Here is a 24,272-nt window from a genome sequence, read left to right as displayed (position 1 = left end):
GCCCATCGCTAAAACGTATGTAACGCTTTCGCCGCTGGCTGGACGAAGCTGCGAAGATCCGCAGCAGAGCCGTGCTTCGCCATGTCCGCCGTACCCTCCACCGCCACGGGCGCCGACCATGTCGCCGCCCGCCTGAAGTCCGCCGGAGCGACCCATGCCTTCGGGATCCCCGGGGGCGAGGTGCTGGCGCTGGTCGATGCCCTGGAGCGGGCCGGGATCCGCGTGCGGCTGGCCCGGCACGAGAACGCGGCAGGGTTCATCGCCGAGGGCCTGTGGCACGCGACCGGCGCGTTGCCGGTGCTGCTGACGACCATCGGACCCGGCGTTTCCAACGCGATCACCGCGGTGGCGCACGCCCAGCAGGACCGCGTTCCGCTGATCGTCCTGACCGGGTGCCTCGACACCGCGCTGGCCGAAACCTTCACGCACCAGGTCTTCGATCACCAGGCGGTGCTGCGACCGCTGGTCAAGGCGAGCTTCCGGGCCGCGCCCGGCACGCAGGCCCTGGTCATCGAGAAGGCGGTGGCGATCGCCCTGTCCGGCCGTCCGGGGCCGGTGCACGTGGACCTGCCCGTCGCGGTGATGGAGGCCGAGGCCGGCCCGGTGCCCGCCCGCGCCAGTCCTGAACGGCCGGGACCCGTCGCCGGGGGACTGGACCATGCCGTCGAGATCCTCGCCCGCGCCAGGCGCCCCCTGGTGATCGCGGGCCTGGACGTGGTCAACGAAGGCAGCGCCGCCGACCTCGACCGCCTGCTGGCCCGCTGGAAGGCGCCGCTGCTGACCACCTACAAGGCCAAGGGCGTCCTGCCCGAGACCGACCAGCGGGTGATCGGCGGCGTCGGCCTGTCGCCCCGGGCGGACGCGGCCATCGGACCGCTGCTCGCAGGCGCCGACGCCATCCTGCTGGCCGGCTACGATCCCATCGAGATGCGGCAGGGCTGGCGGCAGCCCTGGCCCGCCTCCACGCCGGTCGTCGACCTGGTCGCCAGCGACGTGCAGCACGGCATGCATGCCTCGACCGTCCTGGCCGAGGGGCACGTCGGGACGGCGCTGCGCCGTCTCGCCGAGCGGCTCCCGGCCCTGCAGGGCTGGCCCGACGACGCGCCGGCCCGCGTGCGGGCCAGGCTCGCCGACATCTTCACGCCCACCGCCGACTGGGGGCCGGGCGTCGCCTTCAAGATCCTGCGGGACGCCGCCCCGGCGGCCACGATCGCGACGGCGGATTCCGGGGCGCACCGGATCCTGTTGAGCCAGACCTGGACGTGTGACGGCCCCCGCCGCCTGCTGCAGTCCACCGGGCTGTGCACCATGGGATGCGCGTTGCCGCTCGCCATCGGCGCAGCCCTCGGGGCGGGCAAGCCCGTGCTCTGCGTGGTCGGCGATGCCGGCCTCGAGATGGTGGCGGGGGAACTCGCCACGGCGCGCGATCTCGCCGTGCCGGTGGTGGTCGCCGTGATGGTGGACCGCAGCCTCGGCCTGATCGACCTCAAGCAGCGACAGTCCGGCCTGCCCACCGCCGCGGTGGAGATCGGCGGGACCGACTTCTCGGCCGTGGCGCGGGGCTTCGGGCTGGTCGGCGAGACGGTGGCCGATGCGACGGCGCTCGGCCATGCGGCCCGGGCGGCCTTCGCACGGCCGGGCGTCACGGTCATCGCCTGCGAGATCGGGCCACGCGCGTACGACGGAGCCTTCTGATGGCGAGGCCGTCCTCCCGCCCGCGCGACCAGCGTCTCGACCTCTTCCGCGGGCTGACGATGCTGATCATCTTCGTCGCCCACGTGCCGGACAATCCCTGGGGGGACTGGATCCCGGCCCGCTTCGGCTTCTCGTCGGGCACCGAGCTCTTCGTGTTCTGCTCCGGCGTCGCCAGCGCGCTGGCCTTCTCGGGCGTGTTCGAGACGCGCGGGCTGGCCATGGGGACGGCCCGCATCGCCTGGCGGTGCTGGCAGGTCTACTGGGCTCATGCCGGGCTGTTCCTGGCCAGCGTGGCGCTGGCGGCGGCGCTGGACAGGCTCACGGGCTCCTCCCACATCGTCGCCACGCAGTTCGCGCCGCTGCTCGCCGATCCGGGCGGCGCCATCCTCGCCTTCCTCACGCTGCGCTGGCTGCCGCAATATCTCGACATCCTGCCGATGTACCTCGTGATCCTCGCCATGGTGCCGGCGGTCATGGGCCTGCGACGCCTTCACCCGGCTCTGCCCTTCGTGCTGGTGGCCGGCCTCTACGCCACGGTCTGGCTGCGGGGGCTCGAACTCGACGGCGATCCGCTCACGCACGATCCCTGGTTCCTCAATCCCTTCTCGTGGCAGGCCGTGTTCTTCCTCGGCTTCTTCTTCGCCAAGGGATGGATCAAGGTGCCGCCGCTGCGCCGCCCGGTCCTGGTGGCCATCGCGGTGGCCGGGCTGCTGTTCACGGTCCCGGTCGCGCACAAGGCGGTGTACGGCAGCCTGCAATGGGCGCTGGACGTGCGGGTGGCCATCCTGCCGCTCAACGAGAAGGCCGACCTCCACTGGCTGCGCATCCTGCATTTCCTGCTGCTCGCCTATGTCGCCCTGAGCCTCGTCGAGCCGTCCAGGACGAGCCTCGACGCCCACCCGGCGGGGCGGCTGCTGGTGCGCATCGGTCGCCAATCGCTGGGCACCTTTCTCGCGAGCCTGCTCCTGGCGCGCGCCGCCGGCGTCGTGCTCGACATCGAGGGGCGGGGAGCCGGCCCCGCGGCCGCCGTCAACCTCGCCGGGCTCGCGCTCGTGGTGGTGGCCGCCCTGACGGTGGAATGGTTCAAGTCCGCCCCCTGGTCCAAGCCTCACAAGCATCCTGACACCCAACCTGCGCAGGCGGCCGCCCCCGGGCCGTCCTCCGTTCCCGAACCGACGACCGCCTGACGGGGGCCAGCCACGTGACATCCGGTGCCGCGGACGCGGCCTATGACGACGACACGCTCATCGCGCGCCTGCTGGAGCGCGACGAGCGCGCCTTTCGTTGGCTCGTGCGCCAACTCCACGGGATGATGCTCGCGTTCGCGCGAAGCTTCGTCCGGGACGCCGCGCTGGCGGAGGAGGTGGTCCAGGAAACCTGGGTCGCCGTGATCGACGGGCTCGCGCGTTTCGAGCGGCGCTCGACGCTCAAGACCTGGATCTACTCGATCCTCGCCAACAAGGCGCGGACGGCCGCCCAGCGGGCCCGCCGAACCGTGGCCTTCTCGGACCTCGGGCCCGCCGGCGGCGACCCGGTGGATCCGGACCGCTTCATGGCGAACGGCCACTGGGCCTCGCCGATCGAGCCGTGGGACGCCATGACGCCGGAGCGGATCGTCGCCGGCCAGCACCTGTGGACGGTGGCGCGGGGCGCGATCGAGCTGCTGCCCGAGGCCCAGCGGGCCGTCCTGATCCTGCGTGACGTCGAGGAGCAGGATGGCCCCACGGTGGCGTCGCTGCTCGGGATCAGCGAGGGAAACCAGCGCGTTCTGCTGCATCGCGCCCGCGCCTCGGTGCGCGACGCGCTGTCGAAGATCATGACCGACCCGCAGAAGGCCGGACCAGACAAGAAGACGACACAAACCGGCCAAGGGCCGCGGAGGCAATCGTGAGAATGACCTGCAGAGACGTGAGCCGGCGTGCGAGCACCTATCTGGACGAGGACCTCAGCCTGCGCGAGCGCCTCGCGCTGAAGGCGCACCTCTTCATCTGCGTGAACTGCCGGCGCTACGTCGCGCAGCTCGCCGCCACCTTGAACCTTGTCCGGGACCGCCAGTGGGCGGGCGTCGACGAGGAGGCGGAGGACCGCCTCGCCGCGATGTTCCGGCAGTCCGGCAAAAGCGACGGCGGCTCCGGCTTCACATGCACGTGACGGGGCGTAACGGGCGGCCCCCCGGCGGGGACCATCTCCCGTAAAGCAAAGGGAGACTGTGATGCAGGATCGCTACAACGGACGGCACGGCATCGACGACACGGATGCGATCGCGGCCTACGAGAGGGCGGTCGCGGCACTGGCGGGGCACCGCCCCTCGGCCGGCGCTGCGTTGGACGAGGCCATCACCCGCGCCCCGGACTTCGTTGCGGGTCACGCCCTCAAGGGCTTCGCGCTGCTCACTCTGGGGCGCGAGGAGATGCGGCCCGGCGCCATCCAGGCGGCGGCGAAGGCGCGATCGGCGGCGCGACGCAGCGCGCGTCTGACGGAATCGGAAAGCGTCCTCGTCGATGCGCTCGATCTCGCCGTCGCCGGCCGCTTCCTCGATGCGTCCGCGCACCTGGAGGCCAGGCTTCGCGAAGAGCCCTTGAACTTCCTCCTGCTGAAGCTCGCCCACGCGTTGCGCTTCATGGCCGGCGACACACCCGGCATGCTGGCCGCCACCTCGAGCGTGATCCATGCCTGGCGCTCCGACGAGGATGCCTCCGGCTACGTCTTCGGCTGCCATGCCTTCGCGCTGGAGGAAGCCGGCCGCTATGCCGAGGCCGAGCGGTTCGGCGAGGTCGCGCTGGCGCTCGCCCCGGACGATGCCTGGGGTCTGCACGCCCTGAGCCACGTCGACGAGATGAACCGCCGTGTCGCGATCGGCATCCGCCGTCTCGAGTCGACCCGTGACGTGTGGAGCCGCTGCAACAATTTCCAGTTCCACATGGCCTGGCACCTGGCGCTGATGTGCCTGGAATCCGGCGATGCCGAGCGGGCCCTGGCGCTTTACGACGAGGACATCCGGCCGCAGCCGACCGACGACTACCGCGACGTGGCGAATGCCGCCTCCCTCCTGTGGCGGCTGCGGCTCGCCGGCGTCTCGGTCGGCGACCGGTGGGAGGAGCTCGCGGTTCTGGCGCGCCGGCGTGCCGCCGAGACGACGCTGATGTTCGCAAGTCTCCACCACATGCTGTCGCTGGCCGCCACCGGTGACACGCAGGGCCTCGACGCGGCGCTCGCCGCGTGGGAGGCCCACGCGGCCTCGGGCACCGGCGACCAGGCGTGCGTGGCCGCGTCCGTGGGGCTGGACCTCGCCCGCGTCGTCGCGGGCCGGCGGACCGACTTCGCCCGCGTCATGGGCCGGCTGCCGGCGATCGGGGGAAGCGCGGCGCAGCGCGACGTCTTCGTCCAGACGCTGGTCCACGCGGCCCGGTCCGCTGGCGATGGCGAAGCCGTTCGGTCTATCCTGGCCCTGAGGCGTCGCCAGCGTGGCGAAGACGCCTTCGGCAACCGCATGGCGAGCCTGGAGGCAGCATGACGCGGGCGAGAAGGCTCTCCTTCGCGAGCCTGGGAGCGGTCCTGGCGGCGGGCGTTTCGTCCGCCGCCCTGGCATGTCCGGGGGCCGAGCCCTGCCACGTCGAACAGGGCACCTACCGCTTGCGGCTGCCGCAGGGCTGGGACGGCAAGACGGCCTTGCCGGTGCTCGTCTTCATGCACGGGTATCGTGGCTCAGCCGACGAGATCGCCGGCGACGTCATGTTGGCCGAGGAACTCGACCGCCGCGGAATGGCGCTCGTGGCCCCGCAGGGCGCGGCCGCCGACCGACGCGGTGCGAGCTGGTCCTTCCCGGGCAAGGCGGAGACCGGCCGCGACGACGTCGCCTTCATCGAAAGCGTGGTCGGCGACGTCGCCAAACGCATCCCCGTGGACCGCAAGCGTCTCATCGCGTCGGGCTTTTCCGTGGGCGGCTCGATGACGTGGTATCTGGCCTGCCAGGGGCACGGCCTTTTCGCCGCCTATGTTCCGGTCGCCGGGGCCTTCTGGGTTCCCGAGCCGACGGACTGCACGGCCGGACCGCAGGTGCTTCGCCACGTCCACGGCTTGAACGATCCGATGGTCCCCATGATGGGCCGCGCCCTGGGCGGGCCGACCAGCAGCGTTCGCCAGGGCGAAGTGCGCAAGGGCATGGCGACCTGGCGCCGGGTCAACGGATGCCCGAACGAACCGACCCGCCACGAAACCGTCGAAGGGCTGGACTGCGACGTGTGGGACGGGTCGGCTTGCCGGTCCGGCAAGGCCCTGATGCTGTGCCTCCACGCCGGCGAGCACGAGATCGAGGCCCGGTGGGTCGCCGCCGGCATCGACTGGGCTTCCGCGGCGCTCCCCACGCACTGAACGGCCGGGTCGACGGATGACGGCGACGGGGCCGATCGGCGGCCTTGCCTGAATACTCAGCCCGGATCCCGGCTCTCCAGCGTCTCGAAGACGAGCGCCGCGATGAAGCCGAACAGGATGTGCCCGACATAGCTCATGAAGGAGAGCTCGCCGCCCCACTCCATGAGCAGGAAGGGCAGGCCGGCGAGGGGCGCGAAGATGCCGAGCGCGTTGAACCAGGTGAACGAGCCCCAGCTCAGGCAGTTGGCGATGAGCGGCGAGGGGTTGATGGCCCGCGTCGCGGTGATGGCGGTGACGACCAGCCAGAACAGTCCCGTGCCCATGGTCGCGGTGCCGCGCAGCGTCGCGACGGCCATGAACAGGGTGAAGGCGAGCCAGACGCCGGCATCGAGAATGACCGGCCAGCGCGGCAGGTTGCGCGAGACGATCCAGTAGAGCAGCGGATAGCCCACGATTCCGACGACGTAGTGCCCGAAGGTGGCCGTGGGCAGCGACAGCGCGATGCCCGTCCACGTCTGCACCAGCGAGATCACCAGCTGCGGCGGCTCCAGTGGACCGCCGAGCACCCACGCGGTGATGACGCGGGCCCAGATCTCCCACGCCATGAGCGCGATGTAGCCGCCGGCGAAGAGCCGGAACAGCGTCTTGCGGGAGGGAAGGGCGAGCGCGGAAGGCTGGAGGGCGGACGACGCTGACATGGCGGGAGTTCCCAAGGGCGGCAGGAGTGTCCTGCCTTGGTCACCGCCGCAGCGCTCGCGTTTCAGACAGTCCGATCACCGATGCGTGAGAGGCGGCCCGGCGCGGTGCGTCTTTTGGCACGCCTGCGTCGGGGGCTGCTCGGAGGTTGTGAATCTTGTGGTCGTCCAGCTATCGCCACTCTCTCCGCGTCATGGCCGGGCTTGGCCCGGCCACCCACGACTTCAGGATGGCCCCAGCAAAGTCGTGGATGCCCGGGCCAAGCCCGGGCAGGACGGCGGAGAGGTGGTCGTGCGATGGAGAAGTCAGATCCGATACCCTACCGGAGATCGATTCACACGCTCGCGGGATAAGGAGATCGAGGGTTCAGGCTCCAAAGGCACTCGTGTAAATCCCCTCATCCTGAGCAGCCGCCGAAGGCGGCGTGTCGAAGGACGCAGGACCGCGCGTCACCCGCGCAGGTGGCAGGCCAGCCAGTGTCCTTCGCTGGTCTGCTTCAGCTCGGGCGTCTTCTCGCTGCACAAGGGGAGCTGGCGGATCGGGCAGCGGGTGTGGAAGTGGCAGCCCTTGGGCGGGGAGATCGGGTTGGGGACGTCGCCCTCCAGCTTGATGCGCGGGCGCTTCACCTTGGGGTCGGGGATCGGCACGGCCGAGAGCAGGGCCTCGGCATAGGGGTGCAGCGGGTTGAGATAGAGCTCGCGCGCAGGCGCGATCTCGACGATCCGGCCGAGATACATCACCGCCACCCGGTCGGAGATGTGCTCCACCACCGAGAGGTCGTGGGCGATGAAGAGATAGGTGAGGCCCATCTCCTCCTGCAGGTCCTCGAGCAGGTTGATGACCTGGGCCTGGATCGACACGTCGAGCGCCGAGACCGGCTCGTCGCACACCACGAGCTTCGGCTCCACCGCGAGCGCCCGGGCGATGACGATGCGCTGGCGCTGCCCGCCGGAGAACTCGTGGGGGTAGCGCCGGCGATGGTCGGGATTCAGGCCAACCTTCTTCAGCAGCGTGACCACCTTGTCCTCCATCTCCGAGCGGGAGGAGGCGAGGCGGTGGATGATCAGCGCCTCCGAGATGATGGAGCCGACGGTGAGGCGGGGGTTCAGCGAGGCGAAGGGGTCCTGGAAGACGATCTGCATGTCGCGGCGAACCGCGCGCAGCTTGTCCTCGTCCATGGCCATGACGTCCTGGCCCTCGAAGGTGATCGAGCCGGAGGTCGGCTCGGTCAGCCGCAGCACGCAGCGCCCCGTCGTCGACTTGCCGCAGCCGCTCTCGCCCACGAGGCCGAGCGTCTCGCCCTCGGCGATGTCGAAGGACACGCCGTCGACCGCGTGCACGCGCGCGGCCTCGCGCTGGAACAGCCCGCCTTTCAGGCTGAAGTGCTTCACCAGGTTCTTCACCGAGAGCAGGGGCTCAGCCATGGGCAACGGCCTCCTGCGCCGCGGGGTGGAGATGGCAGGCGACCTTGTGCCCGCGCTCGTCCGTCACGAGGGCCGGCTGCTCGGCACTGCAGATCGGCATGACGTGCTTGCAGCGGCTGGCGAAGCGGCAGCCCGGCGCCGGGTTGATGAGGCGCGGCACGGTGCCGGCGATCGCCTCGAGCCGGACGTGCTGCGTGGCCGCCAGGTCGAGGCGCGGAATCGAGCGGATCAGGCCCTGCGTATAGGGGTGCAGCGGGCGCTCGAACAGGTCCTCGACGGTGGCTTCCTCCACGACGCGGCCGGCATACATCACCACGACGCGCTGGGCCGTCTCGGCCACCACGCCCATCGCATGGGTGATGAGCATCACCGCCATGCCGAGGCGCTCCTTGAGCTCCGCCATCAGGTCGAGGATCTGCGCCTGGATGGTGACGTCGAGCGCCGTGGTCGGCTCGTCGGCGATGAGGAGCTTCGGATTGCAGGAGAGCGCCATGGCGATCATCACGCGCTGGCGCATGCCACCGGAGAACTGGTGCGGATAGTCGTCCACGCGCGTCTCCGGACGCGGGATGTTCACGAGCTTCAGCATCTCGATGGTGCGGTCGCGCGCCTCCTTGCGCGACAGGTTCATGTGCCGGCGCACCGCCTCCCCGATCTGGTCGCCCACCGTGAACACCGGGTTCAGGGACGTCATCGGCTCCTGGAAGACGATGGCGATCTCCTTGGTCCGGATGTCGTCGAGCTGCGGCCCCGTGAGCGGCACGAGGTCGCGGCCCTGCCAGAGGATCTGGCCTGCGGCGATGCGGCCGGGCGGCATGGCGATGAGCTTCAGGATCGACATGGCGGTCACGGTCTTGCCGCAGCCGCTCTCGCCGACGACGCACACCGTCTCGCGCGGGTTGATCCTGATGTCGACGCCGTCGACGGCCTGGACGACGCCCTCGTCCGTTCCGAAGTGGATCTTGAGGCCGCGGATGTCGAGAAGCGGGGCAGGGGAGCTCATGCGGCCGCCTCACATGACGCGTCGAGCGTCGAGAGCATCACGCAGCCCGTCGCCGATGAAGTTGATGGTGACGACGGTGAGGAAGATCGCCGCGCCCGGGAACAGCGCCCAGTGCGGGGCGATGTCGAGGAAGTCGCGGGCATCGAACAGGATGCGGCCCCAGGTCGGGATGTCCGGCGGGAAGCCCAGCCCGAGGAAGGACAGGGTCGATTCCTGGATGATGGCCGCCGCCACGTCGATGGTCGCGGCGATGATCACCGGCCCCAGCGCGTTGGGCAGGATGTGCCGGACGACCATGCGGGTCTTGCTGGCGCCGAGCGCGCGGGCCGCCTCCACGAACTCCTTTTCGCGCAGCGACAGGAACTGGGCGCGCACGAGACGCGCCACGGGCATCCAGCGCAGGCCGCCGATGACGACCACGATCATGATGAAGACGCCGCCTTCCGGTCCGAAGACCGACTTCAGCGAATCCCGGAACAGGTAGATCACCACGAGCAGCAGCGGCAGCTGCGGCAGGGACAGGAACAAATCGGCGAGCCACATCAGGAACGAGCCAAGCCAGCCGCGCGACATGCCCGCGATGGCGCCGATGATGGTGCCGAGCACCACGGCGACGAACATCGCCGCGAAGCCGACGGCGAGCGAGATCTTGCCCCCGTAGATCATGCGGGCGAGCAGGTCCTGGCCGAGGTCGTCCGTGCCGAAGGGATGGGCGAAGGAGGGCGTCGACAGCTTGGCGCGGAAGTCGATGTCGTTGATCGGCACCTTCCAGACGAAGGAGCCGAACAGGATCACGACGATCATGATCGACATCACCACGGCGCTGACCAGCGCCGGGCGATGGCGACGGAAGCGACGCCACGCGTCGAGGCCCGGCGACCACGGCTTGGCCGCGACCGCAGCTCCCTCAACTGTAGGAGATGCGGGGATCGAGCCAGCCATACAACACGTCCGCAATGAGGTTGAAGAGCACGACCAGGCAGGAGAAGACGAAGGTGACCGCCATCACCACCGGCGTGTCGTTGGAAAGGATCGAGGAAATCAGCAGGGAGCCGATGCCCGGAATGCGGAAGATCTGCTCCGTCACGATCGCACCGCCGAACACCGCCGGCATCTGCAGCGCGACGAGGGTGACGACCGGAATGAGCGCGTTGCGCACGACGTGCTTGGTGATGACGACTTTCTCGCCCAGTCCCTTGGCGCGTGCCGTGGTGACGTAGTCGAGCCGGATCACGTCGAGCACGGCGGAGCGCACGTAGCGGATCATCGACGCGGCTTGGAAGAACCCCAGGACGCAGATGGGCATGATCGACTGCTTGAACTGCTCCCACCACCACTGGAGGCCGGTGGCGCTGAGGTCCGAGCGGTAGACGAAGGGCAGCCAGTCGAGCTTCACCGAGAACAGCAGGATGAACAGCAGCCCGGTGAAGAAGGTCGGGAGCGAGAAGCCGATGAAGGCCAGCGTGTTGGCGATCTGGTCGAAGATCGAATAGGGCCGCGTGGCCGAATAGACCCCGACCGGGATGGCGATGCAGATCGCCAGGATCTGGCTCAGCCCCACGATGGCCAGCGTCGCGGGGATGCGCTGCAGGATCAGCGTGTCCACGTTGATGCGGCTGACGAAGGAGAATCCCCAGTCGCCCTGGAGCATGGCGACGAGCCAGTGCCAGTAGCGCATCAGGATGGGGTCATCCATGCCGAACTTTTCCCGCAGTGCCGCCCGGACTTCGGGCGGCACGTTGGGGTTGGTCGCGAGCTCCCCGAACGGGTCGCCCGGCGCGAGCGCCATCACGCAGAAGAGCACCGCGGAGATCCCGAGCAGGCTCGGGATCGCGATGAGCAGGCGCCGGAGGACGTAGGTGCCCATGGATGCGAGGCCGGATCAGGCTTCGCGGTACCAGAACTCCAGGCTGCCCGTGTCGGTGTCCCAGCCGCTGATCGGCGCCCGCAGCTTCTCGTTGATGACGTAGAGGCGCGGACGATAGACGACCGGGATGATCGCGTTGTCGGCGATGATGAGGTCGTTCATCTTGATGAACATGGCGGCGCGCTTGACCGGGTCGAGCTCGCCCACCGAGGCCTTGTAGGTCTCGTCATACTCCTTGTTCGACCACCGGGAGATGTTCTGGCCCTGCCACTTGTTCTCCTTGGTCGCCGCTTCCCAGGACGCGAACTGCAGCATGAACTGCGTCGGGTCGGGCTGCGTCATCGTGGTCGTGTACATCTCAAGGTCGCAATAGAACTTGGTGTACGTGTCGGGGTTGGCCACGTCCGAGGAGAAGTAGACCGAGGCGACGACCGACTTCAGTTCCAGGTCGATGCCCGCCTTCTGGCAGGCCTGCTTGATGATGGCCTGGGTCTTCTGGCGCGGGCCGTTGATGGACGTCTGGAAGACGTATTTGAGCTTCTTGCCGTCCTTCTCGCGGATGCCGTCCGAGCCGCGCTTCCAGCCGCCGTCGTCGAGGATCTTGTTCGCCTTGTCGACGTTGAACTCGAAGGTCATGTTCTTCGAGTTGAAGCGCTCCGGCGCGTTGAGGAAGTTGGCCGTGGCGATGCCTGCGCGGCCGTAGATGAACTCCTCCACGCCCTTGCGGTCGACGAGCAGCTGCAGCGCCTTGCGCACGGCCGGGTCGAGCAGGGTGGGGTGCTTGGTCTTGAGGCTCGCGCGCTCGCCGTCCACCTCGGTCCACGGATCGGTGTGGTTGAGGAGGATGAACTCGATGTTGGCGCCCTTGGAGATCAGCGCCTTGCCCTTGCCGCCCTTCTCGAGCCGGGCGATGACGTCTTCCTCGACCTGGATGTTCCAGCCGTAGTCGTACTCGCCGGTCTGCAGCACCGCGCGGGCCGCCGAGGCCGCGTCGCCGCCGCCCTTCATTTCGATCGAGTCGAAATGCGGCATGTTCGGCTTGTGGTAGTCCATGTTGATCGAGCCCTTGACGAGGTCGCCGGGCTTGAACTCCACGAACTTGTAGGGGCCGGTGCCGACCGGCGAGAGGTTCGCCGGCGCCTCGCGCGACTTCGCGCCCGAGAAGGCCTCGAAGAGGTGCTTCGGAATGAGGCTGCCGCGGGTGCCGACGAAGGCGTCGGCCCAGAACGGCGTCGGGATCTTGAACTTCACACGCACCGAGAGGTCGTCGATCTTCTCGACCTCGACGTCGCGGTAGGTGCCGATCGTGACCGAGGCCGTCGCCGGATCCTTGGCGAACTGCCAGTTGAAGATCATGTCGTCGGCGGTGACGGGCTTGCCGTCGTGCCACTTGATGCCGGGCTTGAGCTTCCACACGACGCTCTTGCCGTCGGCAGCGAGGCCGCCGTTCTCACGCGTCGGGATCTCGGCGGCGAGCACCGGAATGAGGTTGCCGTCCGGATCCCAGTTCGCCAGCGGCTCGTAGAAGATGCGCGCGGCGTCCTGTTCCTTGGTGCCGACCGCGAAGTGCGGGTTGAGGAGCGTGGGACCCTGCCACCAGAGCACCTTCAGCGGGCCGCCGCCACCGCGCTTGGTCGGCTTGTACTCAAGCTTGGACTGCGCCATCGCGACGCCGTTCCAGACCAGGATCTGGGAGGCGATGGGTGCGCTGAGGCCGACCGCGACCATGCGCTGGATGAAAGCGCGACGGTCCATGCGGCCGTCTTTCACGCTGTCGACTAGCCCTCGGATCTCGTTCTCGTTCATGACTTCCCCTCTCATGAGACACGTCTTGCAGGATGCGTGCCGATAAAGCGCCGTCTTACGACGGTCGTTGTGCTTACAAACTGATCAGTCCTGACGGAGGTCGTCAACGGGCTCAATGACCCCGAGACATGTCCAACGGTGGATTCACCTCCGGCGGGATGGGACATACATAGGGCGAAGCTTTCGTCCGCCTAGCCAGGTCCGCCTTGGCCTCGGCCATGAGCGAGGGATCGGTCAGGGCCGAGATCGCCAGCGATGCCATGGCCTTGGAGGCCTGGATCATCGCCTTGTGCGCGGCGGGCTCCTTGCCCTGGGCGACGACCTGCCAGGTGTGGAAGGGCGTTCCGATCGCGACCGTCGGCGCATGCACCTGCACGGTCGGCACCACCCACGAAACGTCGCCGACGTCCGTGGAGCCGATCATCGGGTTGCGCCTGGCGTCGAGCGGCACGGTGAAGTCCGCGAGCGGTGCGCCGGTGTCCTCCATGCCGATCGCGTACCAGACCGTCGCGATGTCCTTTTCGGGCAGGGTGGCGCGGATCGCGGCAGCGAAGGCCTTGTCCTTCTCGTCGAAGTGCGGCGGGCCCAGATCCTCCATGATCGCCTGCAGTGCCTTTTCCAGCGGCGTGTTGCCCAGGATGTTGGACACGGCGCTGACGATGCGCGTCTCAACCGTGGTCTCGGTCATGAGGGCGGCGCCCTGGGCGATCTTCGTGACCCGGTTGACGAGCTCGGTCATGCCGGGCAGGTCGCGGGCGCGGATCGAGTAGCGGACGCGGGCGTGGGCCTGCACGACGTTGGGCGCGATGCCGCCGGTGTCGAGCACGGCGTAGTGAACGCGTGCATCGCTCGGCATGTGTTCGCGCATGTAGTTCACGCCCACGTTCATGAGCTCGACGGCGTCGAGCGCCGAGCGGCCCAGATGCGGGGAGGCTGCGGCATGAGCCGCCTTTCCGGTGAACACGAAGTCGGCGCGGGTGTTGGCGAGCGACAGGGGCGGCGCCACCTCCCACCAGCTCGACGGATGCCACGTCATCGCGATGTCCGCGTCGGCGAAAGCGCCGGCCCGCACCATGAAGGCCTTGGCGGCCCCGCCTTCCTCGGCCGGGCAGCCGTAGTAGCGCACGCGGCCCGGGACCTTGTTGGCGGCAAGCCAATCCTTGACGGCGGTGGCCGCCAGCAAGGCGGCCGAGCCCAGCAGGTTGTGGCCGCAGCCGTGGCCATGCCCACCCGTCTCGATGGGGCTGTGGACCGCCTTGCCGGCCTCCTGGCTGAGCCCCGGCAGGGCGTCGTATTCGCCCATGATGGCGATGACCGGACCGCCTTCGCCCGCCTCGCCCATGATCGCGGTGGGAATTCCGGCGACCTTCTCTGTCACCTTGAAGCCCTGGTGGATCAGCTCCGCCTTGTGCTCGGCCACCGAGCGCTCCTCGGTGTAGCAGACCTCCGGCATCCCCCAGACCCGGTCGGCGAGCGCGACGAAGCGCTCCTTGTGCTCGTCCACCTGGCGCCAGATCTCGCTGCGATTGTCCATCGTTCGGCCCTTCACGTCCTGTCGGCCCGGCAAGTCGCCGGTTCGAAGCCAGTGTGGAACGCCGAAGGCGGAAGCGCCAGAGGGAGCCCTCAGGACCGGCAGGGCATGGACCGGCCGTCCGAGCGGCGTCAGGGACTTGGGCGCCGTCCCTGACTCAAGGTCTCAACGCGGCACGACGGCCGGGTTGACCTTTCCCGACATCGCCCCCGGGACTTTTCCGGTGGCGCGGATGCGCTCGACGAGCGCTTCGAAGTCGGGAACGGCCGGGCGCCCGGCGAGCGCCGCGCGTACGACGTCACGGGCGGGCGAGGCGCAGGCGAAGCAGGCCAGGACCGTCTCCCCGGCCTGGAGGGTGCCGCGCAGTTGCGGGATCCAGGTCCGCGCCGCCATCAGGTTCGTGTTGGGCAGCGCGCGATGCACCACCGGCTGGCGGAGGGTCGACGGGCCGAGGTCGACGATCAGCGACGCGTCCGTGCTGGTCTCGGCCAGGGCCCAGTCGTCCCCGGCCTCGCGCAGGTCGCGGTCGCCGTCCGTCCGGGCCACGGCGAAGCCGCCTTCCGAGGTCGCGAGGGGGCGCGGCGTCCGGATCCGGTGCAGGCGAACGTGCCCGGCGCCATGCGCCATCAGGACGGTCTCCACCGTGACGTCCGCCCAGGGATGCCAGCGGGCGTAGAGAACCTCGGGCGAGACCAGCGCTTCCTCATTGCCCTCGCGGACGCGGTAGTGCCGGCCATCGTCGCTGAGCCCCAGCATCGAATCGAAGACCGCGTCGACGAAGCGCCGCTCGTCGGCCTCGATGCTGAAGCCGTAGCGCCCCGAATAGGCGAACTTCGCGTATTTCTCCGGCCCGAAGCGGAATTCGAGATCCTCCTGGCCGCAGGACAGGGCGACGACGTCGCCCGGCGGCCGGGTCAGGACCATGCCGGGATGGACCTGCAGGGCATGACCGTCGCCCTCGGGGCCCGCCGCCTCCTGCGCCTGCCAGAAGGGATGGTCGGCCGGCAGGGCCAGGGGGGCGAAGGCCTTGAAGGCCCAGTAGGGCGAGCCGGCCGAGTTGTAGTGCTCCGACATCATGCGCTGGGGATAGGCGTAGCCGATGGACAGGACGCCGTCCGGATGCGCGATCGGCTGGCGCGCCCACCACCGCAGATGACGAAGGTAATGCCCCTTGATGACGCCCCACGGCAGGGCCTCCACGCCGGCCACCGCCAGCGCGCCCCAGAACGAGCCCGTGGCGAAACGGTAGGTCATGCTGCGGCCGTAGGGCACGACGGCGCCGTCCTCGGCGAACCAGCGGTCGAAATCCGGCGCGAACACCCTGGCCCGCTTCCGCCAGGCCTCGGCGCGATCGGCACGGCGGCCATAGGCCGCCAGCAGCAGCCCGTAGAAGTGGAAGGCGAAGGGAATGTAGTGGTCGACGCGCCGCCACGGCCCGTCCCGGTACCAGCCCTCGCCGAGATAGAGGGCGTCGATCTCGTCGAGATACTGCTCGGTCGGGGCGGGGTCGTGGGCCACGCCGATGGCCTCCAGACCCAGGTCGATCATGACCCGGAAGAACTTCCAGTTGTTGGTCGAGAACGGCCTGACCCGCGCCTGCGTGAGCCAGCGCGCGACGTTGTCCTTCGCCTGCGACGATAGCGGCTCCCAAAGCCTGTCCGGCACCAGCCGGAGCGCGTAGCCCAGGGCCGCGAGTTCGACCATGCGCTGGTCGACGTCGCCGACCGCGCCCCAGTATTCCGGGTGCCCCGGATCCGTTCCGTTGGCCAGTCCCTCGCGGATCGGCGCCCAGTCGATCCACGCCGCGCCACCCGCAGCCGCCGGGGCGAGCCCCCACAGGGGGCGGGCAAACCCTTCGAAATCCGCGGCGGCCCGGTCGAAATGCGCCGAGTCGTGCCCCAGCCGGATGCGCGCCTTGCCCGGCGAGCGATAGGTCTCGAGCGGTGTCCACAAGGCCCGAAGCGCCGCCTCCACATCCGCCCGCGTGCGCAGCGGGTTGCCGGCCATGGGGTTCCACAGCTGATGGACGAAGGGATCGGGGGTCGGGGTGCCGCTCACGGGGGTCTCGCTGCGTCTGGCCATTGCGTTGCTGCCGCCCCTCCGCACGTCCTGCCCGGGCCCGGCCCGGGCATCCACGACTTTGCCGGGGCCGCGTGCAAGTCGTGGGTGGCCGCGCCAAGCCCGGCCATGACGCGCAGATATCGAGCATCCTCCTGGCGGGATCGAACGATAGTGCCCCGTTCCGAAAACAAAAATGCCCCGGGGCGGGAGGGGAACCCCGGGGCATTCCGGCAGCCGGGTCTGGCCTCAAGAAGCTCGGATGACCCGCTTGCCTTCGGACACGAGGCGCTCGGCTGCCTCTGCGACCTTGATCTTGCCGAAGCCGAGCTGGTCGGCGGTCGGGCGCATCACCTGATGGTCGAACTCGTTGGCGCCGAGCGGCACCGGGGCCGGGTAGGGCCCCACCTTGTCGGCGATGAAGTCGACATAGGCGACCGTCTGGCGCTCGAGGTCGTTGAGGAGCGGCGCGACCTGCGCGCGCACGGCGAGGTTCACCGGGACGCCGCGCTCGACACCCAGGATCTTGCCCGCCTCGGGGCTGTTGACGAAGAAGTCGATGAACTTCGCCGCCGCCTCGGCCTGCTTGGAGGTCTTGCCGATGCTCCAGATCAGCGCGGGCCGATAATAGAGGCCCGACGGACCGTCGGCCTTGGCCACCGGCAGCGTGGTGATGCCGATCTTCTGCTTCAGCACCGACTGGTAGCCGATGAGCTGGTTGGAGAAGGTGAAGGCCATCGCCGTGTTGCCCGTGGTGAGCGGGTTCGAGTCGATGAGGTGGGTGTCCTGGGCCTGCACGTCCGGCCCCACGGCGCCGCCGGAGAGGCGCACCTTCTCCCAGTAGTCGTACCATTCCTTGGCGTCGTCGACGGTGAAGCCGAGCTGGGCATCCTTCGTGAACAGCGACTTGCCGCGCTGGTGCAGCCACACGTCGAACACGTAGTTGTAGCGCGCGCCGTTGGTGATGCCCCAGAACCGCTCCTTGCCGCCGGCCTTGCCGATCTCCACTGCGAGGCGGGCGATCTCGTCCCAGGTGATGCCGTGCTTGGGCGGCGCGATGCCGGCCTTGGCGAAGAGGTCGGCGTCGTAGAACATCGAGAACGAGTTGAGGCCCAGCGCCATGCCGTAGACCTTGCCGTCCACGGTGCCGAGATCGAGGATCCCCTTGGCGAACTGGTCGGTCTTGATGGTCTTTCCGAGGAAGGGATCGAGCTCCTGCATCGCCGAGCGGCGGGCATAGTCGGGCAGGGTGGTCGGCTCGAACTGGATCACGTCGGGCAGGTTACGGCCGACCAGCATGGTCGCGAGCTTCGGCCAGTAGTCGGCACCCACCGCTTCGCCGCTGGCGCCGAGGCCGGGGTTGGCGGCCTTGAACAGGTCGGCCACCGCCAGCGTGCGCTTCGATCGATCCTGCGAACCCCACCAGTAGAGGCGCAGGTCCGCCGACTGGGCTTGGGCCTCGCCCACGAGGCGGCCGGCGAAGGGCAGGGCGGCGCCGGCGAGGCCGGCCTTCAGGACTGAACGGCGGTCGATCATGGTGTCCTCCTCCAGACGCCTGCGGATCGTGCCTGGGGCACGCGCGGCGTTCCTCGTTTCGCGAAAGTTTCGTTCGCAGTTTCGGCTCTTCGTCAGACGCAGCCTCTGCAGGGCTTGGCAGAGAGCGTCGGCAGGCCGTTTCTGACGCGAATTGAGAGCCTCCTGCCGAGTTCTGTCAATCGAAATTTCATGTGTTGACGAAAGTTTCGAAATCGCGAAATGTTGCGTCTGGATGGAGTTGTCCCATGAACGCCCCGCGCAATCCCTATTACGCCAGCGTCGCCGCCTCGCGCACCGTGGCCCACCACCAGGCGGCCCTGATGCGGGCGGTCGACAGGCTGGCCGCGACGATGCCGGTCATCGGCCTGCGCAATCCCAAGATCGGCAAGCCCGACCTCACCTGGGACTACTGCAACGGTCCCGACTGGGTCATGAGCTTCCAGTCGGGCCAGCTCTGGCTCGCCTACCAGCTCACGGGCGACCCGGTCTTCCGCGAGAGCGCCCAGGCGCGCCGGCCGGGCTTCCGCGCCGTGCTGCAGAACCGGAAAGCGCGGGACCACGACCTGGGCTTCCAGTTCTCCCTGTCCGCCGTCGCGGACTGGCGCATGACGGGCGCCGAGGTGGCGCGCGACATGGGGCTGCGCGCCGCCGAGGCGCTGGCCGCCCGCTTCAACGAGGCCGGTCACTACATCCAGGCCTGGAATCCACCCGGGCCGCACAATCGCGAGCGCGCGGCCTTCGTGCAGGGCCGGGCGATCGTCGACACGATGCAGAACCTCGCGCTGCTGCACTGGGCCTTCCGCGAGACGGCGGTCGAGGATTTCCGCGAGATCGCCCTGCTGCACGCCGACACCACGCGCCGGCATCTCGTCCGCGCCGACGGCACGAGCTTCCACACCTTCGTCTTCGACGCCGCCGACGGGCGCCCCCTGCGCGGCGAGACGCACCAGGGCTTCGCCGACGGCTCCTGCTGGTCGCGCGGCCAGGCCTGGCTCATCCACGGCTTCGCGCAGACCTACGTGACCACCCGCGACCCGGCCGACCTGGAGACGGCCCGCCTGCTCGCCGCCACGGCCGAGCGCCTGATGGGCGAGGATCGGGTGCCCGTTTGGGACTACGCGCTCACCGACGGCGAGACCCGCTGGCGCGACAGCTCCGCCGGCGCCATCATGGCGGCCGGTCTCTACATTCTTGCCGGCGTCACCGAGGCCGAGGAGGCCGCCCGCTGGCGCGGCTTCGCCGACCGGCTCATCGACGGCCTCATCGCCGACTGCGACCTCACCGCCAACCCCGCCGCCCAGGGCCTCCTGGGCCAGGGCGCCGCCCACGTCACGGCAGGCCGCAGCAACACCATGCTGCCCTACGGCGACTACTACTACATGGAAGCGCTGATGCGCTCGCTGGGGCACGACAGCTTCTTCTGGTGACGGTACAGGCCATCGGGCCACCCTCCCCAGTCTCCTCATCCTGAGCAGCCCGCGTAGCGGGCGTGTCGAAGGACGCAGAATGGTCACGCTGCCAGATCGTGCGTCCTTCGACACGCGACCTTCGGTCGCTGCTCAGGATGAGGGGACTAGGGGAAGACCACTCATGCGGAACCCGTAACGAAATCGCGATAGTTTCGTTCGGGCTCGGCCGATTCCCGGCCGCTCCACCACCCCAAGGTCCACCCGCGTGACGTCAGCCGACCCGGTCGCTCCCACCCTCAAGGACATCGCCGCAGCCTCCGGCCTGTCGGTGGCCGCCGTGTCGAAGGTGCTGAACGACCGCAAGGGCGTCAGCGCGGAAAGCAGGGCGCGGGTGCTGCGCGTGATCGAGGAACTGGGCTACCGCGGCCGGGCCGGGCGCGCCGCGCCGGCCGGCGGGGGCGGGACCGCCACGCTGGTGACGCTCGATCGCTATCTGACGAGCAACAATTTCTACGGCGAGATCATCCGCGGCATCCTGGAAGGTGCGGCCGCGGCCGGCATCCGCATCGACATCGACATCGGCGCCTCCGCGGGCGCCGCGACGGCCGACGCCGCGATGTTCGCCAACGCCAATCCGAGCGCGGTGGTGCTGGTGGGGATCGACAGCCCCGAGATCATCGATCGTCTGGCCGATCACGGCTGCCCCGCCGTGATCGTCAACGGCATGGACAGCCGGATGCGCATCCCCAGCGTGTCGCCGGACTTCTATTTCGGCGGTTATGCCGCGACGCGCCATCTTCTCGACCTCGGCCACCGCGACATCGTCCACGTCACCCACGTCTACCGGAAGTCGATCTCGCTGCGGCTCGAAGGCTTCCGCGACGCGCTGACGGATGCCGGCATCGCCTTCGATCCGGCGCGCCACGTGCTCGATCTCGGCGACCCGCTCGCCATCAGCCTCGACGCGCGCCCGCGCATCGCTGACTGGCTGTCGCGCACCAAGCGTCGGCCCACCGCGCTGTTCTGCGCCGCCGACATCGTCGCGCTCGCCGCGTTGCAGGCCGCCTCCGCCGCCGGCATCCGCGTGCCCGAGGACCTTTCCATCATGGGCTTCGACGGCCTGCCGATCGGCGCGCACGCCAGTCCGCCCCTCACCACCATGATCATCGACCGCTACGAGGTCGGCCGCATCGCCGTCCGCCTCCTGCAGGAGCGCATGTCCGGCGCCGAAGGCGCCGCGCAGCGCATCGCGACGGGCGTGCAGTTGATCGTGCGCCGATCGACGGCCGCGCCGGGCAAGCGCTGAGGGGTCCTGCGTCCTTCGACACGCCGCCTTCGGCGGCTGCTCAGGATGAGGACAATTGTAGAAACGCGAAGCCACGAGCGATCCTCATCCTGAGAGGGTGAGGATCAACTCCCGATACGGCGTTGCATCCGACTTCTCTAGCGCGCGACCACCTCTCCGCCGTCCTGCCCGGGCTTGGCCCGGGCATCCACGACTTTGCCGGGGAAGGCCAGGTGTCCCTGCCGAAGTCGTGGGTGGCCGGGCCAAGCCCGGCCATGACGCGGAGAGGGAGGTGCTCACTGGACGACCGGAAGAATCACAAGCTCTGAGCAGCCCGCGCAGCGGGCGTGTCGAAGGACGCACGATCTTCCAGCGCCGCTGCCTCACACCAGCGCTTCGCCCACCGCCTTGTCGAAGGCCTCGATCGTCGCGTCGATGACCGCGTCGTCGTGCTCGACCGACAGGAACCACGCGCCGCGCTCCAGCGCTCGCACTCCGTGGCCCATCAAGGCGGTGGTGAGCTTCACGTAGCCGGCCTTGTCGGCCATGACCTGGTCCCGGTAGCGGTGGATCGGGTCGCGCACGCCCAGCGTCACGTGGAAGACCTGCGGCAGGCCCTGGACGCGGGCCGCCACCTGGTGGTCGCGGAACACGGTGCGGAAGCCTTCAATCAGCCGCTGGCCGCGCCTGGCGATGGTGGCGTGCACCTTGCCGTCGGCGAGCGTGGACAGGGTGGCGACCGTCGCCGCCATGCCGAGCGGGTGGGCGTTGTAGGTGCCGCCGTGCAGCACGCGCTTCGAGACCATCAGGTCCATCAGCTCGGCCTTGCCGGCGACCGCCGCGACGGGCAGGCCGTTGGCGATGGCCTTGCCGAAAATCGCGAGGTCGGGCGTGATGCCGAGCAGCGCCTGCGCGCCGCCGGGCGCCACGCGGAAGCCGGTGATCACCTCGTCGAAGATGAGGACGGTGCCCGTCTCCGTGCACAGCGCCCGCACGCCCTCCAGATAGCCTGGATCGGGCATGATGACGTTCTGGTTGCACATGATGGGCTCCATCACGAGCCCGGCGACGTCGCCCTTCTTCAGCCGGTCGCGCAGCCGGTCGAGGTCGTTCCAGACGCAGACGTCGATGGCGGCCTCGACGTTCGGGTCCATGCCGGGCGAGCCCGGGATGTGGGCCGGCGCGTCGATCGGGCCCATGGTGTCGGCCGTCGGCGCGACGCTCCAGATCACGTTGTCGAACCAGCCGTGGTAGTGGCCCTCGAACTTCAGGATCGTCGGCTTGCCGGTGGCGGCGCGGGCCAGCCGGATGGCGGCCTGGGCCGCCTCGGAACCCGAGCAGGCGAAGCGCAGGCGCTCGGCGCACGGCACGAGCTTGTTCACCAGCGCCGCCGCCTCGTATTCGATCTCCGTCTGCGCGGCGAAGAGCAGGCCCTTCTCGAGCTGCTTGCGGATGGCGTCGGCGACCTGCGGCGGGTTGTGGCCGAGGATCATCGGCCCCATGCCGAGATAGTAGTCGATGAGGCGGTTGCCATCGATGTCGTGCAGGTAGGGCCCTTCGCCGTGGTCGACGACCAGCGGGGTGGGGGAGATGCCCATGCGGAAGTTGCTGTTCACGCCGCCTGGCAGCAGCCTGGCGGCCTCGGCCACGCGCTTGGCGGAGGCGGAGAAGGTCATCGTCATGGATCGCTCCCCAATGGTGTGGCGCGTCAGCCCTGTGCGACGGCGATGCACTCGATCTCGTATTTCAGGCCCTGAAGGCATCCGGTGATCGTGGTCCGGGCCGGGAAGGGCGTCTGGAAGTACTCGCGGTAGAGACGGTTGAACTCCGGCACGTCGGCCGGATCGCGCACGTAGTTGCGGGTCTGGACGACATGCGTGAGGTCGCAGCCCACCGCCTTCAGCACGTCGCGCATGTTCTCGATCGAGCGGCGGACCTCGCCCTCGAACGAGTCGGTGACGATCTTGCCCGTCTTGTCGACCGAGGCCTGGCCCGAGACGAAGACGAAGGGACCCACCTTTACGCAGGGCGAGAAGGGCAGGTGCGAGCGCGGCGTGTCGTCGAGCGCGGGATATTCCGGGGTGAAGGTCATGCGGGTCTCCAGGGCGGGTCGAGCGGAAAGATCGGCCGGCGGATCTTCGTGTAGGGCAGGGTGGTGAGGTCGCTGGGACAGGGCCCGGGCGTGCCCACCCAGTAGCTGCGGCCCTTCAGGCGGTCGTAGGCGCGCCGGTGCGCCACGGCGGCCTTGACGCCGACCAAGGCGAGGTCCTCCGGCACGATGCCCTGCGAACGGAGCTGGCCGAGGTCGAAGGGCGCGGTCTTTCTGGAGGTGATCAGGATCGCGGTGCCGCCGGCCTGCACGGTGGCGCACGGACCCATGTCGATGTTCACGCCGGACGCCGCGGCCATGTGGCTGCGGGAATCCTCGAGGCGGAAGCGGCCGTCCGATCGGGAGACGAAGGTCACGGTGAGCTCGAACGGCCCCGGATCGAGCGTGCTGCTGCCGCCGAGCCGGATGGTGACGCGCTCCCCGGGAGCACATCCGGCCAGCGCCCGCACCGCGGCGGCATCCGCCATGACGACGGCCGACTTCTCCAGCCCGCGCCGCACGAAGCTGCGCAGGATCGAGGTGCAGTCGCCGGGCGCCCCGCCGCCGATGTTGTCGGCCGGCTCGACGAGGATCACGGGCCCATCCGACGGCGGCCGGGCGATACCGTCATCGATCGCCGCCTCCAGGTCCCATTCGGCCGGCACGCCCTGCTCGCGCTGGCTGACGGCAATGGCTTCGAGCGCATCGAGATGCGCCGCCATCGCGTCGGGCGCGGCATCGGTGATCACGCAGGCGGCGACGCCCGTGTGCCAGGTGTCGGCGAAGGAATAGCCGCCGACGATGCTGATGGCCCAAACGCGCGGGTCTTCGCGCTCGATCCGGCGCGCCAGCGCGCTCATGGAGCGCATCGGCTCGTCGGCCGTGCCGGTCCCGGTCGGCGGCCACAGGACGGGGAAGTTGCGCGAGGCCATGCGGGGCCGAACGCCGGTCGCCAGCGAGCGGGCCAGCAGCTCGGCCGAGAGCACCGCGGCGTCGCGGGCATCCGAATGCGGGTTCTCGCGGTAGCCGACGAGCCCGTCGGCCAGTGCCGCCATCGCCGGCGTGAAGTTGGCGTGGAGATCGAAGACGGCGAAGATCGGGAGGTCGGCGGCGCCGGGCAGCGCCCGGATGCGCTTCAGCAGCTCGCCCTCGGCATCGTCCGTCCCCGTGGTCACCATGGCGCCGTGCAGGGCCAGCCAGATGCCGTCGATGCCCTGGGCGAGCGCCGGCCGGGCCACGGCCTCCAGCGCCGTCCAGAAGCTCTCGAACACGGCGTGGTCGATCGTGCCGGACGGCGTGGCCTGCGTCTCCAGGGCCGGGATCACCGTCCATCCGTGGCGCTCGGCGACCTCCAGGAATCCGTCGATGGTCGAGGCGTCGCCGCGCCGGGCCAAGAGGTCGGCGCCCGCGCGGGTGCGGAAGTCGGCCGCCCCGGTGATCTCCTCGAGGAAGGTGTGGGTCTCGTGGAAGAGGCCGGCGAGGAGGATGCGGTGCGCCATGGC

General features: G+C 69.4%; 20 protein-coding genes. 8 read left to right on the top strand and 12 right to left on the bottom strand.

Annotation, left to right across the window (positions count from 1 at the left end; all coding sequences use genetic code 11):
• Nucleotides 1-81 precede the first annotated feature (81 nt).
• The 6 genes from Q0Q47_RS04275 (at nt 82) to Q0Q47_RS04250 (ending at nt 6,066) form a co-directional block, all read left to right on the top strand.
• The gene (locus tag Q0Q47_RS04275) at nt 82-1,695 is read left to right on the top strand and encodes a thiamine pyrophosphate-binding protein (protein ID WP_293854884.1); all 1,614 of its coding nucleotides are present in this window, start codon (nt 82-84) and stop codon (nt 1,693-1,695) included.
• Nucleotides 1,695-2,882, top strand: a complete 1,188-nt coding sequence (locus Q0Q47_RS04270; RefSeq protein ID WP_293854881.1) for an OpgC family protein — start codon at nt 1,695-1,697, stop codon at nt 2,880-2,882. Before Q0Q47_RS04275 ends, Q0Q47_RS04270 begins: the two co-directional genes overlap by 1 nt.
• A gap of 14 nt (nt 2,883-2,896) precedes the next feature.
• On the top strand, nt 2,897-3,586 hold the full coding sequence (locus Q0Q47_RS04265) for a sigma-70 family RNA polymerase sigma factor (protein ID WP_293854878.1): 690 nt from the start codon (nt 2,897-2,899) through the stop codon (nt 3,584-3,586).
• A gap of 2 nt (nt 3,587-3,588) precedes the next feature.
• Nucleotides 3,589-3,846: an anti-sigma factor gene (locus Q0Q47_RS04260; protein WP_293854876.1), complete on the top strand. Its 258-nt coding sequence runs from the start codon at nt 3,589-3,591 to the stop codon at nt 3,844-3,846.
• A gap of 61 nt (nt 3,847-3,907) precedes the next feature.
• The gene (locus tag Q0Q47_RS04255; protein ID WP_293854873.1) at nt 3,908-5,209 is read left to right on the top strand and encodes a tetratricopeptide repeat protein; all 1,302 of its coding nucleotides are present in this window, start codon (nt 3,908-3,910) and stop codon (nt 5,207-5,209) included.
• Nucleotides 5,206-6,066: a PHB depolymerase family esterase gene (locus Q0Q47_RS04250; RefSeq protein ID WP_293854870.1), complete on the top strand. Its 861-nt coding sequence runs from the start codon at nt 5,206-5,208 to the stop codon at nt 6,064-6,066. The genes Q0Q47_RS04255 and Q0Q47_RS04250 overlap by 4 nt, the downstream gene beginning before the upstream one ends.
• A 56-nt stretch (nt 6,067-6,122) precedes the next feature.
• Here the strand turns inward: Q0Q47_RS04250 and Q0Q47_RS04245 are convergent, their stop codons facing one another.
• From Q0Q47_RS04245 to Q0Q47_RS04205, 9 genes are all read right to left on the bottom strand, one after another.
• The gene (locus Q0Q47_RS04245; RefSeq protein ID WP_293854867.1) at nt 6,123-6,764 is read right to left on the bottom strand and encodes a hypothetical protein; all 642 of its coding nucleotides are present in this window, start codon (nt 6,762-6,764) and stop codon (nt 6,123-6,125) included.
• 447 nt (nt 6,765-7,211) lie between these two features.
• Complete coding sequence (locus Q0Q47_RS04240; RefSeq protein WP_293854865.1) at nt 7,212-8,186, bottom strand: ABC transporter ATP-binding protein; 975 nt, start codon at nt 8,184-8,186, stop codon at nt 7,212-7,214.
• A complete protein-coding gene (locus tag Q0Q47_RS04235; RefSeq protein ID WP_293854862.1) occupies nt 8,179-9,189 on the bottom strand; it encodes an ABC transporter ATP-binding protein in 1,011 nt (336 codons plus the stop codon). Before Q0Q47_RS04235 ends, Q0Q47_RS04240 begins: the two co-directional genes overlap by 8 nt.
• A 9-nt stretch (nt 9,190-9,198) precedes the next feature.
• Nucleotides 9,199-10,131, bottom strand: coding sequence for an ABC transporter permease (locus Q0Q47_RS04230; RefSeq protein ID WP_293854860.1), 933 nt, complete (start codon nt 10,129-10,131; stop codon nt 9,199-9,201).
• Nucleotides 10,097-11,056: an ABC transporter permease gene (locus Q0Q47_RS04225; RefSeq protein ID WP_293854857.1), complete on the bottom strand. Its 960-nt coding sequence runs from the start codon at nt 11,054-11,056 to the stop codon at nt 10,097-10,099. Before Q0Q47_RS04225 ends, Q0Q47_RS04230 begins: the two co-directional genes overlap by 35 nt.
• Before the next feature lie 15 nt (nt 11,057-11,071).
• Nucleotides 11,072-12,862: a peptide ABC transporter substrate-binding protein gene (locus tag Q0Q47_RS04220; RefSeq protein WP_293854855.1), complete on the bottom strand. Its 1,791-nt coding sequence runs from the start codon at nt 12,860-12,862 to the stop codon at nt 11,072-11,074.
• Nucleotides 12,863-12,974: 112 nt separating this feature from the next.
• A complete protein-coding gene (locus Q0Q47_RS04215; protein WP_293854852.1) occupies nt 12,975-14,396 on the bottom strand; it encodes a M20 family metallopeptidase in 1,422 nt (473 codons plus the stop codon).
• A gap of 162 nt (nt 14,397-14,558) precedes the next feature.
• Entirely contained in the window at nt 14,559-16,400 is a 1,842-nt protein-coding gene (locus Q0Q47_RS04210; protein WP_293855382.1) for a DUF2264 domain-containing protein, read from the bottom strand.
• Nucleotides 16,401-16,700: 300 nt separating this feature from the next.
• Entirely contained in the window at nt 16,701-17,987 is a 1,287-nt protein-coding gene (locus Q0Q47_RS04205) for an ABC transporter substrate-binding protein (RefSeq protein WP_293854849.1), read from the bottom strand.
• 245 nt (nt 17,988-18,232) lie between these two features.
• On the opposite strand from Q0Q47_RS04205, the gene Q0Q47_RS04200 reads away from it, so the two are divergent.
• Nucleotides 18,233-19,414 carry a glycoside hydrolase family 88 protein gene (locus Q0Q47_RS04200; protein ID WP_293854846.1) on the top strand — a complete coding sequence of 394 codons (1,182 nt, stop codon included), beginning with the start codon at nt 18,233-18,235 and terminating at the stop codon, nt 19,412-19,414.
• Between the two features lie 247 nt (nt 19,415-19,661).
• The gene (locus tag Q0Q47_RS04195; RefSeq protein ID WP_293854843.1) at nt 19,662-20,702 is read left to right on the top strand and encodes a LacI family DNA-binding transcriptional regulator; all 1,041 of its coding nucleotides are present in this window, start codon (nt 19,662-19,664) and stop codon (nt 20,700-20,702) included.
• 362 nt (nt 20,703-21,064) lie between these two features.
• On the opposite strand, the gene Q0Q47_RS04190 is transcribed toward Q0Q47_RS04195, so the two are convergent.
• The 3 genes from Q0Q47_RS04190 to Q0Q47_RS04180 are packed head-to-tail and all read right to left on the bottom strand — an operon-like array spanning nt 21,065 to nt 24,269.
• Nucleotides 21,065-22,363 (bottom strand): aminotransferase class III-fold pyridoxal phosphate-dependent enzyme, encoded by a 1,299-nt coding sequence (locus Q0Q47_RS04190; RefSeq protein ID WP_293854840.1) that lies wholly within the window; start codon nt 22,361-22,363, stop codon nt 21,065-21,067.
• Between the two features lie 26 nt (nt 22,364-22,389).
• On the bottom strand, nt 22,390-22,773 hold the full coding sequence (locus Q0Q47_RS04185) for a RidA family protein (protein ID WP_293854837.1): 384 nt from the start codon (nt 22,771-22,773) through the stop codon (nt 22,390-22,392).
• Nucleotides 22,770-24,269 carry a M81 family metallopeptidase gene (locus tag Q0Q47_RS04180; protein ID WP_293854835.1) on the bottom strand — a complete coding sequence of 500 codons (1,500 nt, stop codon included), beginning with the start codon at nt 24,267-24,269 and terminating at the stop codon, nt 22,770-22,772. Before Q0Q47_RS04180 ends, Q0Q47_RS04185 begins: the two co-directional genes overlap by 4 nt.
• Nucleotides 24,270-24,272: the final 3 nt, after the last annotated feature.

The organism is uncultured Alsobacter sp. (genome assembly GCF_945952055.1).
Taxonomy (GTDB): domain Bacteria; phylum Pseudomonadota; class Alphaproteobacteria; order Rhizobiales; family Beijerinckiaceae; genus Alsobacter.
The sequence above is the reverse complement of the archived record's forward strand: the minus strand, read 5'-3'. Positions and strand labels throughout refer to the sequence as shown.

Coding starts and splice junctions, on each gene's coding strand:
- Q0Q47_RS04235 (WP_293854862.1), bottom strand. CDS start 9,189: ATGAGCTCCCCTGCCCCGCTTCTCGACATCCGCGGCCTCAAGATCCAC.
- Q0Q47_RS04185 (WP_293854837.1), bottom strand. CDS start 22,773: ATGACCTTCACCCCGGAATATCCCGCGCTCGACGACACGCCGCGCTCG.
- Q0Q47_RS04230 (WP_293854860.1), bottom strand. CDS start 10,131: ATGGCTGGCTCGATCCCCGCATCTCCTACAGTTGAGGGAGCTGCGGTC.
- Q0Q47_RS04250 (WP_293854870.1), top strand. CDS start 5,206: ATGACGCGGGCGAGAAGGCTCTCCTTCGCGAGCCTGGGAGCGGTCCTG.
- Q0Q47_RS04225 (WP_293854857.1), bottom strand. CDS start 11,056: ATGGGCACCTACGTCCTCCGGCGCCTGCTCATCGCGATCCCGAGCCTG.
- Q0Q47_RS04255 (WP_293854873.1), top strand. CDS start 3,908: ATGCAGGATCGCTACAACGGACGGCACGGCATCGACGACACGGATGCG.
- Q0Q47_RS04205 (WP_293854849.1), bottom strand. CDS start 17,987: ATGATCGACCGCCGTTCAGTCCTGAAGGCCGGCCTCGCCGGCGCCGCC.
- Q0Q47_RS04220 (WP_293854855.1), bottom strand. CDS start 12,862: ATGAACGAGAACGAGATCCGAGGGCTAGTCGACAGCGTGAAAGACGGC.
- Q0Q47_RS04270 (WP_293854881.1), top strand. CDS start 1,695: ATGGCGAGGCCGTCCTCCCGCCCGCGCGACCAGCGTCTCGACCTCTTC.
- Q0Q47_RS04200 (WP_293854846.1), top strand. CDS start 18,233: ATGAACGCCCCGCGCAATCCCTATTACGCCAGCGTCGCCGCCTCGCGC.
- Q0Q47_RS04275 (WP_293854884.1), top strand. CDS start 82: ATGTCCGCCGTACCCTCCACCGCCACGGGCGCCGACCATGTCGCCGCC.
- Q0Q47_RS04260 (WP_293854876.1), top strand. CDS start 3,589: ATGACCTGCAGAGACGTGAGCCGGCGTGCGAGCACCTATCTGGACGAG.
- Q0Q47_RS04210 (WP_293855382.1), bottom strand. CDS start 16,400: ATGGCCGGCAACCCGCTGCGCACGCGGGCGGATGTGGAGGCGGCGCTT.
- Q0Q47_RS04180 (WP_293854835.1), bottom strand. CDS start 24,269: ATGGCGCACCGCATCCTCCTCGCCGGCCTCTTCCACGAGACCCACACC.
- Q0Q47_RS04215 (WP_293854852.1), bottom strand. CDS start 14,396: ATGGACAATCGCAGCGAGATCTGGCGCCAGGTGGACGAGCACAAGGAG.
- Q0Q47_RS04245 (WP_293854867.1), bottom strand. CDS start 6,764: ATGTCAGCGTCGTCCGCCCTCCAGCCTTCCGCGCTCGCCCTTCCCTCC.
- Q0Q47_RS04190 (WP_293854840.1), bottom strand. CDS start 22,363: ATGACGATGACCTTCTCCGCCTCCGCCAAGCGCGTGGCCGAGGCCGCC.
- Q0Q47_RS04240 (WP_293854865.1), bottom strand. CDS start 8,186: ATGGCTGAGCCCCTGCTCTCGGTGAAGAACCTGGTGAAGCACTTCAGC.